This is a genomic window from Streptomyces sp. NPDC086147 (assembly GCF_040702165.1).
GTDB lineage: Bacteria > Actinomycetota > Actinomycetes > Streptomycetales > Streptomycetaceae > Streptomyces.
In genome coordinates, this window is record NZ_JBFBJO010000010.1 from 78388 (window position 1) to 94391 (window position 16004).

Annotated in this window: 11 protein-coding genes; 3 read left to right on the forward strand and 8 right to left on the reverse strand. The window is 72.8% G+C overall.

Translation table 11 applies throughout. From position 1 onward, the window contains the following. Nucleotides 1–396: 396 nt before the first annotated feature. Nucleotides 397–921: a hypothetical protein gene (locus tag AB0398_RS22170; RefSeq protein WP_366377326.1), complete on the forward strand. Its 525-nt coding sequence runs from the start codon at nucleotides 397–399 to the stop codon at nucleotides 919–921. A 48-nt stretch (nucleotides 922–969) separates the two neighbouring features. Further along, complete coding sequence (locus AB0398_RS22175) at nucleotides 970–2442, forward strand: tetratricopeptide repeat protein (RefSeq protein WP_366377327.1); 1473 nt, start codon at nucleotides 970–972, stop codon at nucleotides 2440–2442. A 58-nt stretch (nucleotides 2443–2500) separates the two neighbouring features. Here AB0398_RS22175 and AB0398_RS22180 read toward each other — a convergent pair whose 3' ends face one another. The 6 genes from AB0398_RS22180 to AB0398_RS22205 all read right to left on the reverse strand — a co-directional run bounded on the left by AB0398_RS22180 (nucleotide 2501) and on the right by AB0398_RS22205 (nucleotide 11304). After that, a complete protein-coding gene (locus AB0398_RS22180) occupies nucleotides 2501–5086 on the reverse strand; it encodes a collagenase (protein WP_366377328.1) in 2586 nt (861 codons plus the stop codon). Between the two features lie 339 nt (nucleotides 5087–5425). Continuing rightward, nucleotides 5426–6472 carry an ABC transporter ATP-binding protein gene (locus AB0398_RS22185; protein WP_366377329.1) on the reverse strand — a complete coding sequence of 349 codons (1047 nt, stop codon included), beginning with the start codon at nucleotides 6470–6472 and terminating at the stop codon, nucleotides 5426–5428. After that, entirely contained in the window at nucleotides 6469–7566 is a 1098-nt protein-coding gene (locus AB0398_RS22190) for an ABC transporter ATP-binding protein (RefSeq protein WP_366377330.1), read from the reverse strand. Before AB0398_RS22190 ends, AB0398_RS22185 begins: the two co-directional genes overlap by 4 nt. Beyond that, nucleotides 7563–8552, reverse strand: coding sequence for an ABC transporter permease (locus AB0398_RS22195; protein ID WP_366377331.1), 990 nt, complete (start codon nucleotides 8550–8552; stop codon nucleotides 7563–7565). The genes AB0398_RS22190 and AB0398_RS22195 overlap by 4 nt, the downstream gene beginning before the upstream one ends. Next, complete coding sequence (locus AB0398_RS22200; protein WP_366377332.1) at nucleotides 8549–9529, reverse strand: ABC transporter permease; 981 nt, start codon at nucleotides 9527–9529, stop codon at nucleotides 8549–8551. Before AB0398_RS22200 ends, AB0398_RS22195 begins: the two co-directional genes overlap by 4 nt. Nucleotides 9530–9549: 20 nt before the next feature. Next, entirely contained in the window at nucleotides 9550–11304 is a 1755-nt protein-coding gene (locus AB0398_RS22205; protein ID WP_366377333.1) for an ABC transporter substrate-binding protein, read from the reverse strand. A gap of 412 nt (nucleotides 11305–11716) precedes the next feature. Here AB0398_RS22205 and AB0398_RS22210 point away from each other — a divergent pair, with 412 nt between their 5' ends. Continuing rightward, a complete protein-coding gene (locus AB0398_RS22210) occupies nucleotides 11717–13303 on the forward strand; it encodes an aldehyde dehydrogenase (NADP(+)) (protein WP_366377486.1) in 1587 nt (528 codons plus the stop codon). Between the two features lie 63 nt (nucleotides 13304–13366). Here AB0398_RS22210 and AB0398_RS22215 read toward each other — a convergent pair whose 3' ends face one another. Further along, complete coding sequence (locus AB0398_RS22215; RefSeq protein WP_366377334.1) at nucleotides 13367–14239, reverse strand: pyridoxamine 5'-phosphate oxidase family protein; 873 nt, start codon at nucleotides 14237–14239, stop codon at nucleotides 13367–13369. Next, entirely contained in the window at nucleotides 14236–15552 is a 1317-nt protein-coding gene (locus tag AB0398_RS22220) for a globin domain-containing protein (protein ID WP_366377335.1), read from the reverse strand. Before AB0398_RS22220 ends, AB0398_RS22215 begins: the two co-directional genes overlap by 4 nt. Nucleotides 15553–16004: the final 452 nt, after the last annotated feature.

Below are 16004 nucleotides of genomic sequence, written 5' to 3' on the forward strand. Positions count from 1 at the left end.
GGACCCGTTCTCCCGGCTCCCCAGGCCCCTGATTCCGATACGTCGGAAACCTGCGAGGAACACACTTGCGGCCTGTCCCGCTCCCGGTCGCGGTGTTGGACCCGGCGGCAACGGCCGCGCTCCCGGATGTTCTTGAGCGGTGGTCGGATGTGGCTGCGGTGGCCGTGGTGGCTGTTGTCGCGTCACGTCGGTGAGGCCGTCGAACGCGGTGATCGGGCGGTTCCGCATCCGGGTGCGGGTTCGGGCCGGCGGAGTCTCGACAGGAGCTGTGCGGTGGCGAGAATGGAGGACCACGTCACGCGAGGGGGCAGCGTGTATGCGCGTATCCGGCAGGCCGGCGGCAGGTCCCGGGGTTGGGTGAGGTATCTGGCGGCCGTGGGGGCCGGTGGTTCCGCGGTGGCTCTCTCCGCCCTGTGGACGTCGGGGCCTCTGGCCGCGGGGATCGGTGCGGCCGTCACGACCGTCTACACGTTCGTCGCCGACCGCGTGCAGCCGCGGGAGGTCCAGCCGCACGAGACCGCGCTGCTGCGGGGCGCGTCGGGACGCGTTCCCCGGGTCGGGAAGGTGGACCGTCCCGAGCTGGCCGGCGTTCACCCGGCGGACCGGCATCCCGGCCGTCCCTCGTCAGCGCCTCCCTACATCGAACGCGACGTCGACGCCGCGCTGCGCCGGGCCGTGCGGGAGAACGGCTTCGTCCTCGTCGTCGGCGAGTCGGCCGCGGGCAAGACCCGTCTGGCGTACGAGGTCGCGCGCTCGTGCTTCCCCCGGCACGCGTTCGTGCGTCCCATGGCCAGGCCGGCGCTCGCCCACGCCATCGAGGTCGCGAGCCGTCGCCGCCGTGCCGTCCTGTGGCTGGACGATCTCGAGAACTATCTGGGCGCCGACGGGGTGACGGCATCCGCGCTGGCCGAGCTGGTCTAGGGGCGGCCCGGGCGGGTGGTCGTGCTGGCGACCATGCGGTCGCAGGAGGTGCGTCGTTACGAAGCCCGTGAGGAGAGCCGGCTGACCGGGTCGGACCGGGACGCCTGGCGCGTCCAGCGGGAGGTCCTGCACCTGGCCACGCGGATCGAGTTGCAGCGCCACTGGTCCCCGGAGGAGATCCGGCGCGCCAGGGCGCACGAGGGGGATCCGCGCATAGGGCTGGCACTGGGCAGCTGCGACCGGTTCGGACTCGCCGAAGTCGTCGCCGCGGGACCCGAGTTGCTGGCGGCGTGGCACAACGCCTGGGCACCGGGAGCCAATCCCCGGGGAGCGGCGATCGTCGCCGCGGCGGTGGACTGCCGGCGCTCGGGGCTGCGGCGGCCGGTGAGCAGACAGTGGCTCCAGGACCTCCACCTGCCCTATCTCGCCGCGCGGGGAGGACCGGATCTGCAGCCCGAGCCCTTCGACGAGGCGATGCGGTGGGCGTGCACGGCCGCGTACGCCACCAGCGGGCTCCTGATCGGAAACTTCAGTCAGGGGTACACGGCCTTCGACTACCTGTTGAACGCCCCGCGTCTGCCCGCGGTCCCGGACCATCTGTGGGACGCCCTCCTGTCCCGGGTGGAGGCGGGGGACGCGTACGACATGGGACTCGTCGCCCATCAGACGGGGCGGTCGGCCCGGGCGACCACGGCTCTGGAGCGGGCTCGGGAGGCGGGCGTGGAGGGGGCTGATTTCCTGCTGGCCATCGCGGTCGGTGACCGCGGCCGCCCGCGGGAGGCGGCCGGAATCCTCGCCGGCATCGTGCGGCGCAGACGGGCGCGGTGGGGCCCCCGTCACCCCGAGACGCTGGCGTCGGTCCACCAGTGGGCGTTCTTCACCGGTGAGGGCGGCGACGCGGCGGCGGCCGCGGCCGCTTTCGCGGATCTGGTCGCCGAGACCACCGCCGCCCTGGGGCCCGAGCACACCGACACGCTCGCCGCCCGGCACCAGCGGGCCTACTTCACCGGGGAGGCCGGGGACACGGAGTCCGCCGTCCGGCAGCTCACGGCGCTCCTGGAGGACCGGACGCGACTGGACGGCCCCGACCATCCGCAGGTCCTCGCCGGCCGGCGCAGCCTCATCTGGTTCTCCGGCGCGAACGGGGACCTCGCGGCCGCCGAGCAGCAGGTGCGGGACCTCATGGCCGATGCCCGGCGGACCCTGGCGGCGGACGATCCCCACCTGCTCGCCATTCGCAGCACCCGGGCGGACTTCGCCGCCCGTGCCGGCCGGATCGACGAGGCGATCGAGATGTTCACGGAGTTGGCGGCCGAACGCGGCCGGCTCCTCGGTCACGACCACCCGCACGCCCTCCACACGCGTCTGCAACGCGCTCAGGGGCTGGTGAGCGCGGGGCAGCACGGCCGGGCGCGGCAGGAGCTGGAGCGGATCGTCGAGGACGCGCGGCGCGTCCTGGAGCCCGGGCACCGCCATCTCGTCCTCGCGCACCGCGTGATCAGCCGGATCCAGCCGCGCTGAGGGACGTGCCCGTGCCCCGGGGCCGATGGCGCCGGCCCCGGGGCGGTGGGGTGCGGGATCAGTAGGCGGTCGTGACGGCGGCTCCGGTGAAGCCCGCGGCGGCGTGGAGGCTGATGAAGTGGTGGCCCGCACGCGGATTGGTGATCGTCAGGGTGTGGTCGTTGCCGGGGCCGGTGGCACGGCTGACGTACGAGGACGTGGTGGCCCAGTTGCGGTCGCTGTGGTAGAGGTCGGCGTTGCCGGTGCCGCCGCTGACGGTGATCTTCAGCCGGGTGGTCCCGGCCGGGACGTCCAGGTAGAGGTAGGCGTAGTTGCCGGTGGTGGCGGAGAGGTTGCTGCGCCGGCAGTTCTTGCCCAGGGTGCGGACGTCCGCGCCGGTGCACTCGGCGGCGGCGGGCGTGCCGGTGACGGTGACCGACCGGGTGGCGGTGGCCGTGGCGCCCTTGTCGTCGGTCACGGTGAGGCGGACGGTGTAGGTGCCCGCGGCGGTGTACGTCCTGCTGGGGTTGGCCTGGGTGGACGTGGTGCCGTCGCCGAAGTCCCAGGCGCGGGAGACGACGGTGCCGTCGGCGTCGGAGGAGCGGTCGGTGAAGGCGGCCGTCAGGCCCTGGACCGCCGTGGTGAAGTCGGCGGTGGGGGGCTTGTTGCCGGGCGCCGTGCCGCCGCCGCAGTCACCGGCCGCGCAGCCCGCGAGCCAGGTGCGGAAGTCGCCGTCGTAGCGGGTTCCTATGGTGGAGGTCAGATGGGTCCGGGCGGCGCTCCACCGGCCGGCGCGGTAGTGGCCGAGCACCGTGTCCATGTCCTGGGGGTGCTTCTCCAGCATGTACCGCACGGCGAGGTAGCCCCAGCGGTAGACCCGCGTGGTGCCGTGGCCGTAATCCGTGGAGAAGAGCGTGCTCAGGGAGTACGTGCCGAGGCCCGCCTCGGTCATCGCCGCCGTGTAGGGCAGGTTCCGGTAGGAGTACGAGACGTACTCGGCGAAGCCCTCCACCCACCAGACGGTGGGGGTGGTCATGTTGGCGGTGAAGTCGCCGTACATGGTGAAGCGGCCGTCGAGGTAGTGGGTGTACTCGTGGTTGAGGTTCCAGATCTGGAACTCCGGGCGCAGCCACTCGGCCTCGTAGGCGATGAACCGGGGCTGGTTGCCGGTGACGGCGGGGTCGCCCTCCAGGTACATGCCGCCGTTGTCGGTGTCGATGCCGTACATCGCGCCGGCGTAGGTCTGGTAGTCGGTGCTGGAGTCGTAGGCGACGACTTCGAGGGTGGTGTTGTTGTCGTCGGCGACCGGGCCGCTGTCCCGTGCGACCCGGTGGAAGTACTCGTCCTGCTTCAGGAGGCTGGTGCAGCTGGCGCTCAGCTCGGCGGGGGTCATCTGCTGGGCGAGGATGCGCAGGCTCGGGCTGCAGGTGTGGCGGACCGGGAGGACCGCGCTCTTGAGGCGTTCCTGGAGGTCGCAGGTGCCGTAGGAGGCGCAGTTCGCCCGGTCGTAGTAGTCGACCATCTCCGCGACGCCGACCCACAGGGGTGCGGTGCGTCCCGTGATGGAGCTCTGTCCGAGCAGACCGGCGGCCAGCGGCCGGACCTTGCTCCGCAGGCCGGTGTACTGGGTGAACCGGGCCAGTTCGCGGCCGGCGTTGGAGGTCAGGTACGCCCGGTCGGTGCCCAGCAGGGAGAGGTGGTCGGCGGCGAAGCGGTACAAGGTGTCGACGAGGCCCGGGTCCGACTGGACCGCGCTGACGAACTCGGGCACCTGGTGGCCGCGGAAGGTCACCGTGTACACGTTGTTGACCGCGTTGAGCATGTACCAGGACGCGTTCCAGGTGGAGTCGTAGTCCGTGAGGAGCCGCTCCACGACGTGGATGTACCGGGCGTTCTCCTGGGCGCTGTCGATCAGGGTGACGGCCTCGGCCAGCGTCTGGCCGTTGGCGTCGGTGACGTCGCGGGAACGGGGGCTCGCGAAGAAGGCGTCGAGGCCGGAGCGGATCGCGGTCCTCAGGGTGTTGCCGTATTCGCCGACGGTGTCCGGGTGGTACCACTGCACGTAGTAGCCGGCGCGCAGGTAGAGCACGAGTTGCGGGGTTCCGGTGCTCGCGTCGCCCGGGTAGTTCGCCGAGTCGTCGCGGAGCGCCTGGGCGACGGTCGTCATCTGGGACTCGCGGAACGCCAGTCGGGCGTTGTCGCCGGTCAGGTTGAACAGGGTGTTGACGCACTCGGTGGTGGACGCCTTGATCTGCCGGACCAGTTCGCTTCCGGTGCGGCCGGTGAAGTCGGTCGGGTCGCACGCCGCCGCCGCGGCGGTGCCGGCCCGTGCGGGCGCCTTCGTGGACGCGGTGGGCTCCGGTGCGGTGCCGTGGTGGTCGTACGCCTGCCGGAGCGGTGACTTGTCGGCGCTCAGCGGGGGGAGCTGGGACGCCGGCAGCCGGTCCTTGGACGTGTGTCCGGCGTTTTGGCCGGAGGACAGCCCCTCCTGGGGCGCGGGGTCGGCCGATGTGCCGGGCCGGTGCGACGGCTGTGACGCGTTCGGCGCCGCGGGGGCGGCCGGCAGGGCATGGGCGGGCTGTGCGAGCAGCCCGGCGCCGAGGACTCCGGCGAGGGCCAGGGGCAGTACGGCGCCCACGCCTCGGCGGACGAGTGTGGTTCTCACGTGGTGTTCCTCCCGTGGGGGATCGGGGCACGCGGTCGCGTGACCGAGGGGGACGAACAGGTCGTGGACCGGGGGATCTCGTGCCGGGCGACGGGCGCGGTGCGGTCCGGCGACCGGAGTTGGCATGCCCACAACCTGTGCCATGTAAAATTGCACAGTTGACACGTCACACGGAAGGCGTGTGGGCCAATTCGTTACAACTCCCTTGTGAACCAGGCTGGTTGATCCGGCGATCGGGGTGCTCGACCACCGGGGAAACGCGGGCACCCCGGGTGGGCCGCTCCGTCGGGGAGCGGCCCACCCGGGGTGGTGTCCGAATGTCGCCGGAAAGGCGGTCCCTCAGCCCGTCTCGGGGAAGTGACAGGCGGCCCTGCGTCCGGCGGCGCCCACGGCGTCCAGGGGCGGCCGCTCGGTGCGGCAGACCGCCTGCGCCTTGGGGCAGCGCGGATGGAAGCCGCAGCCGCTCGGGGGCGAGGCGGGGCTCGGCGGATCGCCGAGCAGGAGGATCCGTTCCCTGCGCCGCTCCGCGGCCGGATCGGGCAGGGGAACGGCCGACAGCAGGGCCCGGGTGTACGGGTGCGCCGGCCGGTCGTACACCTCGTGCTTGTCGCCGATCTCGACGACGCGCCCCAGGTACATGACGGCCACCCGGTCGCAGACCCGTCGCACCACCGACAGGTCGTGGGCGATGAACAGGAGCGCGAGCCCCAGTTCCCGGCGCAGACGCTCCATCAGGTTGACGACCTGGGCCTGGACCGACACGTCCAGCGCGGAGACGGGCTCGTCGGCGACGATCAGGCGGGGCGCGGTCGCGAGGGCGCTGGCGATGCCGACCCGCTGGGCCTGTCCCCCGGAGAACTGGTGGGGGTGCCGGTCCAGGTGCTCCGCGCGCAGGCCCACCAGGTCCAGGAGTTCCGCCGCCCTCGCACGGGCGGCGGCCGCCGGCGTCCCCTGCACGAGCAGCGGTTCCGCGATGATCCTGGCGACGGTCTGCCGCGGGTTCAGGGAGGCGTGGGGGTCCTGGAAGACGATCTGGAGGTCGCGGCGGACCGGCCGCATCCGCCGCTGGGACAGACGGGTGATGTCGCGGCCCCCGAACTCGACGGTGCCGCTCGTGGGTTCCAGCAGCCGGACGAGCATCCGTCCGGTGGTGGACTTCCCGCAGCCGGACTCGCCGACGAGCCCGAGGGTCTCCCCCGCGGCCAGGTCGAGATCGACGCCGTCCACCGCGCGGACCGGTGTGGCGTGGCGCCCGAGGGTCCGGCGGCCGGGGAACGTCTTCACCAGATCGCGTACGGACAGCAGGGGCGCCGCGCCGGCCGTGTCCGGGGCCGGTTCCCGCGAACTCCCGTCCGGGCGCAAGGAGGTGGAGAGGGTGGGTTTCATCGGGCCTCCTCGGCCGTTGCGGGGGCCGCGCCGGGCGGCCCGGAGAGCACACCGGGCGGCCCGGGGCGCGGCACCGCCGGTACGGCCGTCAGCGGCAGGTGGCAGGCGACCAGGTGGCCGTCGCCCGAGAACGGTCGCAGCGGCGGCACCTGACCGCCGCAGCGGTCCCGCTCCGCGCCGCCGGCCGCGGCCGCCCGTGGGCAGCGGGGCTCGAAGGGGCAGCCGGGGACGGGCTCGGCCGGGGACGGCGGGCTGCCGGGGATCGCCCGCAGCGGCGCGTCGTCGGGGTCGTCCAGACGGGGCAGGGAGTCGAGGAGACCGCGGGTGTAGGGGTGGGCGGGGCGGTGGAACAGCTGGTCCACCGGCGCCTGTTCGGCCGCCCGCCCGCCGTACATGACGAGGACGTCGTGGGCGACGCGCGCCACCACCCCCAGGTCATGGGTGATCATCAGCACGCCGAGGCCCCGCTCCTGCTGGAGCCGGGCGATCAGTTCGAGGATCTGCGCCTGGACGGTGACGTCGAGCGCGGTGGTCGGCTCGTCGGCGACGAGCAGTTCGGGTTCGCAGGTCAGCGCCATGGCGATCATGGCGCGCTGGCGCATCCCGCCGGAGAACTGGTGCGGGTACTCCCCCGCCCGGCGGGCCGGTTCGGGGATGCCGACCTCGCCGAGCATGTCGACGGCGCGCCGGCGGGCGGCGCGCCGGCCGCTGCCGAAGTGGTGGCGGTGGGCCTCCGCGATCTGTTCGCCGACCGTGTAGGCGGGGTGCAGCGCGGAGAGCGTGTCCTGGAAGACCATGGCCATCCGCCGTCCGCGCAGCCGACCGAGGCGGCTCTCGGACAGGCCGAGGAGTTCCCGGCCGGCGAGGGCGACCGATCCGCTCACCCGGGCGTCTCGGTGCAGACCGAGGACGGCGAGGGAGGTGACCGACTTGCCGGAGCCCGACTCGCCGACCAGGCCGAGCGTGCGGCCGGCCTCCACGGTGAAGGAGACCCCGTCGACCGCCTGGACGGTCCCGGCGGGCGTGTCGAAGGCCACCCGCAGGTCACGGACGCGCAGCAGGGGGTGGTCCGGTGCGGTGGTGAAGGGCGTCATGGGTTCCTCACCCTCGGGTCGACGACGGCGTGGAGCAGGTCGACGAGGACGTTGGCCGCCACGATGAAGAAGGCCGCGAGCAGGGTGACGCCGAGCACGACGGGCTGGTCGGAGCGTTGCAGGGCGTCGTAGAAGAGCCGGCCCACACCGGGGAGGCCGAAGATCGACTCGGTGATGACCGCTCCGGCGAGCAGGGCGCCGAGGTCCATGCCGAAGAGGGTGACCACCGGCATCATCGCGGAGCGCAGTCCGTGCTTGACCACGACGGTCCGGGCGGGCATGCCCTTGGCCCGGGCGGTGCGGATGTAGGGCTGCGTCATCGTCTCGATCATCGAGCTGCGGCTCTGGCGGGCGTACATCGCGGCGTAGAGCAGGGCGAGGGCGGTCCACGGCAGCAGCAGGTTGACCGCCCAGCCCACCGGGTCGTCGGCGAGGGCGACGTAGGTGGGGTAGGGCAGCAGTCCGCTCAGCCTCACCGCGCCGTAGAGGAGCATCACCGCCGTGAAGTAGACGGGCAGCGATGCGGTGGCGACGGCGCCGACCATCAGGGCGCGGTCGAGGACGCTCCCCTTGTGCAGGGCCGCGGTCACCCCGGCGGTCAGTCCGAGCACCAGCCACAGGAGGGCGGCGCCGACCGCCAGGGACGCCGAGACGGGCAGCCGGTCCGTCAGCAGGTCCCACACGGGCAGGGCGTTCTCGTAGGAGTAGCCGAGACAGGGGAAGCCGCACTCCAGCGCGTGGGGGCCGCTGCCCAGCTCCCGGCCCGCGAAGATGCCGACGAGGTAGTCCCCGAACTGCCGCCACACGGGCTGGTCGAGGCCCATGAAGCGGCGTACCTCCGCGAGGCGTTCGGGGCTGCACGTCTTGCCGCACGCCGCCGCGGCGGGGTCGGCGGGCAGCAGGTGGAAGATGACGAAGGTGACGGCGCAGATGGCGAGCAGGACCCCGGCCACGCCGAGGCACCTGCGGAGCAGGTAGGAGATCACGGGCGGCCTCCGCGGGGGTCGAGGACGTCGCGCAGGGCGTCGCCGAGGACCGTGAACGCGAGCACGGCGACGAAGAGGAAGAGGCTGGGGACGACGAAGTACATCGGGTACGTCTCGTAGTAGCCGACGGCCTCGGCGATCATCTGGCCCCACGAGGGCGTCGGCGGGCGCACCCCCACTCCGAGGAAGCTGAGGGCGGCCTCCGTGCTGATCATTCCGGGGATCAGCAGGGTGGTGTACGCGATGACGGGGCCCGAGATGCCCGGCAGCACCTGGCGGGTGAGGATGCGCCACGGTCCGCCGCCGCAGGCGCGGGCCGCCTCCACGTACTCGCGGTGGCGCAGGGAGAGCGCCTCGGCGCGGACGACCCGGGCGATGCCGGGCCAGCCGAAGACGCCGATGACGACGGTCATCAGGAGCACCCGGTCGACGTCCTGGGCCACCGACATCATCGCGATCATGAAGATGAGGGAGGGGAAGGACATGGTGAGGTCCATCAGCCGGCCCAGCACGGAGTCGACGCGGCCGCCGAAGCAGCCCGCCGCGACGCCCGCGGCGGTGCCGGTGACGACGACGATCGCGGTGGCGGAGAAGGCGATCAGCAGGGACACCCGGGCGCCGTGGACGACGCGGGCGAACAGGTCCCGGCCCGTGACCGGTTCCACGCCGAGCCAGTGGTCGGCCCCCATGCCGCCGAACGGGCCGCGGGGCAGGCCGCCGAGGTAGGGGTCGACGGCGTCGGTGTCGAAGGCGGTCGGCGACCAGCCGCCCAGGCGGCTGAGCAGCGGCGCCGTGAGGGCGATCAGGACCAGCAGGCCGACGGCGATCAGGGCCGCCCGGCTGCCCCGGCCGCCCCACAGGCGCCGCCAGGCGGTCCGCGAGAGGGACGCGGGCGGCGGCGGAGAGCCGGGCCCGCCGGGCGGCGGAGGGTCGTCGGGCCGGGTGGTCTGCGTGTCGTTCCGCGCGGTGGAAGTCATGACGGCGTCTCCTCGTCCCCTCAGCCCTCGCTCCGGGACGGGTCCTTCAGACCGATCACCGCGAAGTCGAACTGGCCGGTCCAGGAAGGGTGTCCGAAGGCCCCGGCGACGTTGTCGCCGACGAGCAGGGGCTTGCGCTCCCACAGCAGCGGGACGGCCGGGACCTTGCGCTGGATCTCGGCGTCCAGGGCGGCCCAGGCCTTGCCGGCGGCGGCCGCGTCGGGCATCGCGGCGATCTCGTCCATGCGCCGGTCCACGGCCGCGTCGCGGAACTGGGAGACGTTGCCCTGGTTGCCCTTCTCCTTGATGGTCCGGCCGTCGAAGACGAACGGCAGGAACGTGGCGGCGGACGGGTAGTCCGGGCACCAGCCGCTGATGGCCATGTCGGGGGCCTTGGCGGTGTCGCCGATGGTGTCGTAGTAGACCGAGGGGTCGACGGTGTCGATCCGCAGCCGTACGCCGACGCGGGCCAGGCTCTGCTGCAGCGCCTCGGCGCGGGTCTTGTCGCCCGTGGACACGGTGATCGTCGTGTCGAAGCCGTCGGCCCTGCCCGCCTCGGCGAGGAGTCGCCTCGCCTTCGCCACGTCGCCGGTGGCCGGGCCGTCGTGGACCGGCTTCGAGGCGCTGCCGCCCGTGAGGGAGGGCGGCAGGTAGCCGGTGGCGACGTCGTTGAGGGCGGGACCGCCGTTCGCGATCACCTGTGCCCGCTTGTCGACGGCGTACTGCAGCGCCCGGCGGACCAAGAGGTCGTCGAACGGGGCGCGGGAGGTGTTCAGCGCGAGCATGTCGGTGCAGCCGGTGCGCTCCGCGGACAGCCGCTTCAGGACCCCGGGCCGGGGAAGGACCTTCGCGACGCTGGAGGGCTGGAGGTCGGACCACTCGACGGCGGAGGCGTCGGCACCGGCGCTCGCGATGATCCGGTCGTCGATCTGGCCGCCCTTGAGGCCCTGGATCACGACGATGCGGTCCGGGTAGGCCTTGCGCACCGGATCGGTCGCCGCGTCCCAGTGGGCGTTGCGGACCAGCACCAGCTTCTTGCCCCGCGCGTAGCTCTCGATGCGGTAGGGCCCGGAGGAGAAGGGCCGCAGGTCGTACTGGACGCCCGCCTCCCGGGAGGCGGGGACGGGCGAGAAGGTGGGCAGCGTGACCGTGGAGGAGAACTCGGCGACGGGTCTGCGGAGTTCGAAGACGACGGTCCGTTCGTCCGGGGTCCGTATCGAGTCCAGGTGCTTGCCGTCGAGCGGGCCGGTGTACCCCTCGGCGCCGGCCAGGTAGCGCTGGGCGTAGTCCGGGCCGCCCGCGAGGTCCGGGGCGAAGGAGCGCTCCACGTTGTACTTGACGTCCCGCGCCCGGATGGGGGTGCCGTCCTCGTAGACGAGGCCGGGCTTGAGGGTGAAGGTCCAGGTGCGGCCGCCGTTCGAGGGTCTGCCGAGGTCGGTGGCGAGATCGGGGACGATCTCGCCGCCCTCCTTGCCCGGGGCCGCGCGGAAGGTCGTCAGGGTGCGGTAGAGCAGCCGGGTGCCGAAGTCCATCGTCGGCATGACCCAGTTGCGGGCGGGGTCCAGGTGGGCGAAGTCCTGGTTGGACAGGACCGTCAGGGTGCCGCCCCGCTTCGGGGTGCCGCCGATGACGGTGCCGGAGGCCACGCCGTGCTGCCCTCCGGCCGGCGTGCGGCGGTCGCCGCTCCCCTGTGCGGTGCAGGCGCCCAGCAGGGCCAGGGACAGGGAGACGCTCAGGGACGCGCACAGTGCGCGGGCGGGACGGCGGCGGGGCATGGGGCAACTCCTCGGTGCGGGAAGGGAGGCGGCGGGTGTGGAGCAGGCCGGAAGGAGAGGACGGAGCGAGGTGAGGTGAGGTGAGTCGCTGGGCAACTGCGGGAGTTCTGAAGGGACATGGAGAGCGTTCCGGTCTCCACCTCCGCACTGTGGCACGTAACATAGTAATGTGAAATTGCACAGCCAAGGAGGAGAGCGGCCCGTTACCGAACCGTGTCCGAGCACAACGCCACCGGGCCGGTGACCCTCCGCCCGGCACCCGACGACGGCGTGCCGTCCGGCACGCACAGGGAGACGCATCGCAGTGAATCCGCCCGGACACCCGACATCGAACGACCGCCAGGACCCGACCCTGATCTCGACCCCGACTCCACCCCTGGCCCCGCACCCGGCCTCGACCCCGACTCAGCCCCTGGCCCCGGACCCGGCCGGGCCCTCACGCCACACCGACCCCCTTGAGATCACCGGGCATTCGATCCTCGCCGGCCGCGACGCCCCCGGCACGGGGACCGCCTGGCACGCCGTCACCGCCGTTTCCGGCGAACCGTTCGGACCCGTGTTCCGGGACGCGTCGGCGGAGCAGGTCGCCGAGGCGGCCCGGCTCGCGGCGGCGGACGCGCGGGCGTTCCGCGCCCTGCCGCCCGAGCGCAGGGCGGCCTTCCTCGACGCCTGCGCGGAGGAGATCGAAGCGCTCGGCGACCCGCTCGTGGAACTCGCGGCCCGCGAAACCGGACTCCCGCCGTCCCGGCTGACCGGTGAACGGGGGCGCACCTGCGGGCAGTTGCGCCTCTTCGCCGAGCTGGTCAGGAGCGGGACCGCGCTCGACGCCCGGATCGACTCCCTCCCCCCGGGCAGGGACGTACGGCTGCGCCGCGTTCCCGTCGGCCCGGTGGCCGTGTTCGGCGCGGGCAACTTCCCGCTGGCGTTCTCCGTCGCCGGCGGGGACACGGCCTCCGCACTGGCCGCCGGCTGCCCCGTCGTGGTCAAGGCGCATCCGTCGCACCCGGGGACCGGGGAGGCGGTGGCCCGCGCCGTCACCGCCGCCGCCGCGCGCACGGGCATGCCGGCCGGCGTCTTCTCCCTGCTGGTGGGGAGGGCGTACGACATCGGCCTCGCGCTGGTGGGCGATCCGCGGATCGCCGCGGTGGGCTTCACCGGTTCGCGGACCGGCGGACTGGCGCTGATCGCCGCCGGCCGCTCCCGTCCGGTCCCCGTCCCGGTGCACGCCGAGATGTCCGCGGTCAACCCGGTGATCGTGCTCGACGGCGCCCTCGCCGAACCCGGGCCCCCGGCCGACGCGTACGTGGCGTCGCTGACCAACGGCGCCGGTCAGTTCTGCACGAACCCCGGCCTCCTGCTGCTGCCGGCCGGTCCGGCCGGCGACGCGTTCCTCTCGGCGGTCGCCCGGAAGCTGCGGAGCACGGAAGGGCAGACCATGCTCACCCCGGACATCACCCGCGCCTGCGTCGAGGGAGTACGGAGGTGGGAGTCCGTCGCGGGGGTGCGGGAGGTGGCCCGGGGAACGGCCGGGAAGGGTCCTTACGCGCCCGCCCCGGTGGTCCTCGCGTGCGACGCGGAGACCTACGCCGCCGCACCCGACGTGCTCGGGGGCGAGGTCTTCGGCGCGGCCGGGCTCGTCGTGCGCTGGTCCGAGGCGGAGGAACTCCTGCGTCTCCTCGAGGACATGGAGGGGCAGCTGACGGCCACGGTGCACGGCACGGACGCGGATCTGCGCACCGCCTCGGCGCTGCTGCCCGTACTGGAGGAACGCGCGGGCCGTCTCCTGTGGGGAGGCTGGCCCACCGGTGTGGAGGTCAGCCACGCGATGGTGCACGGAGGGCCGTGGCCGGCGACCAGCTCGCCCGCGACGACGAGCGTCGGCACGCTCGCCGTCGAACGCTGGCTGCGCCCGGTCTGCTACCAGTCCTTCCCCGACGCCCTGCTGCCTCCCGAGTTGCGCGATGGCAACCCCCTGCGGATCCCCCGCCTCACCGGGTAGGCCGCCGCGACGGCTCCGGAAGCGGGAAAGCGCCGCCCGGCACCGGGCGGGCGGGCGGCCCCGTCAGCCGACCGGCGCGCCTCTGCTGAACCAGCCGCTGAACACCCGCGGTTCTTCGACGGTTCCGCCGTCGGTGTTCGTGTCGGCACCGACACCGGTACCAGCACCGGCTTCGGCACCGGCTTCGGCCTCGGGCCGTTCGACTCTTGCCAGCAGCTTCTCTGCCTCCGCCCGCCAAGCCGTCGCGTCCGCACGGGGTGGCGGCCGGAACGTGTCCCGCCGCGGCGCCTCGGCGGCCGCTCCGAAGAAGTCGCCGCCCTTGCGCCTGAAGTCGTCCGTGCCCCAGGAACGGCCGGATCCGTGCCGAGGAGCCTTCTGCAGGTGCGGAATGTGCTTGGCGCAGTGGATGTACGCCTCCTCCACGGTGATCCGCACCCACACCAGGGCCCGGCGGCCGGGCACCGGGTCGGTCGCGAGTTCGGGCCGGGCCCGGCGCATCTCGGGATCGTCCACGATCCTGGCCCGGCCGTTGACGTGCAGTCCGATGCGGTCACGGAGGAAGTCGACCGCGAGGACGCCGACGTGCGGGTTCTCCTCGATGTTGCCGAGGCTGGCGTGAACGCCGTTGCCCCGGTACTCCGGGTAGGCGAGCGTCGACTCGTCCAGGACGTGGAGGAATCCGGGCGGACCGGCGCGGAAGGTGTTGTCGCACTCGCCGTGCCGGTCCGCGGTGGCCAGGAAGAACATCTCCTGGCGGGAGAGGAACTCCCGCATGCGCGGGTTCAACCGGTCGAGCACCTGGTCGGCGTAGAAGCGGTCGGCGCGTCCCTCGGTGCCCAGTCGTCGCTGGACCAGGTGTTCGCCGTCGCTGCCCGGGCGGCGGACGTGCGAGGAGGTGTCCCGTCGCTGCTCCGTCGCCCGTTCGAAGGTGCTCACGTCGTCGCCCCGATCAGTTCCTCGATGGAGTCGTGCCGTATGCGGTGGGCGGGGACGCCCATGCCCCTCAGGGAGTCGACGCTGCGGCGGATCATGCCGGGCGGGCCCGAAAGGTAGGCGTCGCGGGTGTGCCAGGGGCCGGACTCGCGCACGGCCTGCGGTATGCCGCCGGACAGCGGATCGGCGGGTTCCTCGTCCACGACCGGTCGGACCGAGAGCCAGGGGTGTGACCGCTGGAGCATCAGCATGGTGTCGATGTCGTACAGGTCGCCGTTTCGGCGGGCGCCGTAGAACACGTCGACGGTGCGACGTCGGCCGCTCCGGGCCACGTCCTCCACCAGGGCCTTGATCGGCGCTATGCCGGTGCCGCCGCCGAGACAGAGCAGCCCGCTGTCCGTGGTGTGGTCCACCGTCATGGAGCCGGTGGGGGGACCGAGGCGGATGACGTCCCCCGGGCGGGCGCGGTGGACGAGCGCGTTGGAGACCCAGCCCGCCGGTACGGCCTTGACGTGGAAGGAGAGCAGTCCGTCGGAGCGGGGGGCCGAGGCGAACGAGTAGTGCCGCCAGACACGCGGCCACCAGGGGGTCTCCAGAGCGGTGTACTGCCCGGCCCGGAAGGGGTACGGCTGGTCGGGGCGGACCGTGACGACCGCGACGCTCCGGGTGCGCGCCTCGTGACCGACCACCTCCGCCTGCCACCAGGCCGGCGAACGCGACGCGTCCTCGGTCGCCGCGTCGATCATGATCTGGGAGATCCTGGTGTACGCCGCGACCCACGCCGCTTCGGCCCGTGGGCCCCAACTGGGCCCGGCGTAACGGGTGAGGGCGCCGATCAGCGCCTCGCCCACGGCCGGATAGTGCTCGGGGCTGGTGTCGTACTTCCTGTGACCACGGCCGAGCCGGGCGAGGTACGCGGTCAGGGTGGCGGTGTCGTCGGCATGGGTCGCGGCGGTGAGCAGAGCCTTGAACAGACGATCACGCTGGGTGTCCATCGCCACGGGGAAGAGTGACCGCAGACCCGGATGACGCAGGAAGAGAAGGGCGTAGAAGTACGAGGTCACCTCGTCGGCCACGGGTTCGATCTCGGCCATGGTGCGACGCAGCAGCGCGGCGTCGGACGTGTCCCCGGGTACGGTCCGTTCCGTGGGCCCGTTCACCGGGAACGCGCTTCCGCGGCCGGCCTCCCCGGCTGTCGCTCCTGTCGGATGCCGAACCTCGGTCGCCTCTCTCGGACCGGCCCCGAACCAGCCTCCGTTCCCGGCCTCGATGCCGGACCTGTCGTCTCCGACCGACGGGTGCGTCGGAAATTCCATCGGTCTGCCTCGCCTCGAATGTCGTGGACCGCTCTTCGCTCGTGATGTCCGCGTGCGTTCCGTTCCTGCCCGTCCTCGACATTCCTTCCTGTCCGCATCCCGCCCGCGCAACCGGTCGCGCACGTCACGCACGGCGGAGGACTTCCTTCCGGGCGGACGAACGGGCCCGACCATACATCGCCCGCCGATCCTCCGACCTGGGCCGCCCGCACGGCCAGGAAGATCATGTACACGCTGGTCAGCGCGTGTGCACCGACGTGTCGGACCGACACCGGAGCTCGTCCTTCCCCGACCGGAGAGCGAATCGGCGACCAAAATCTCACGGGCCGCTCGGAAATCCTTCACATCTTTTTGCGCGGAATTACCGAGATCTCGCCCTGAAAATGGAGAAACCGACAGAGCGTCGATCGTGCGGTAGCGACGCCGAGGGCCCGGAGCGGGTCCTGTGCCCC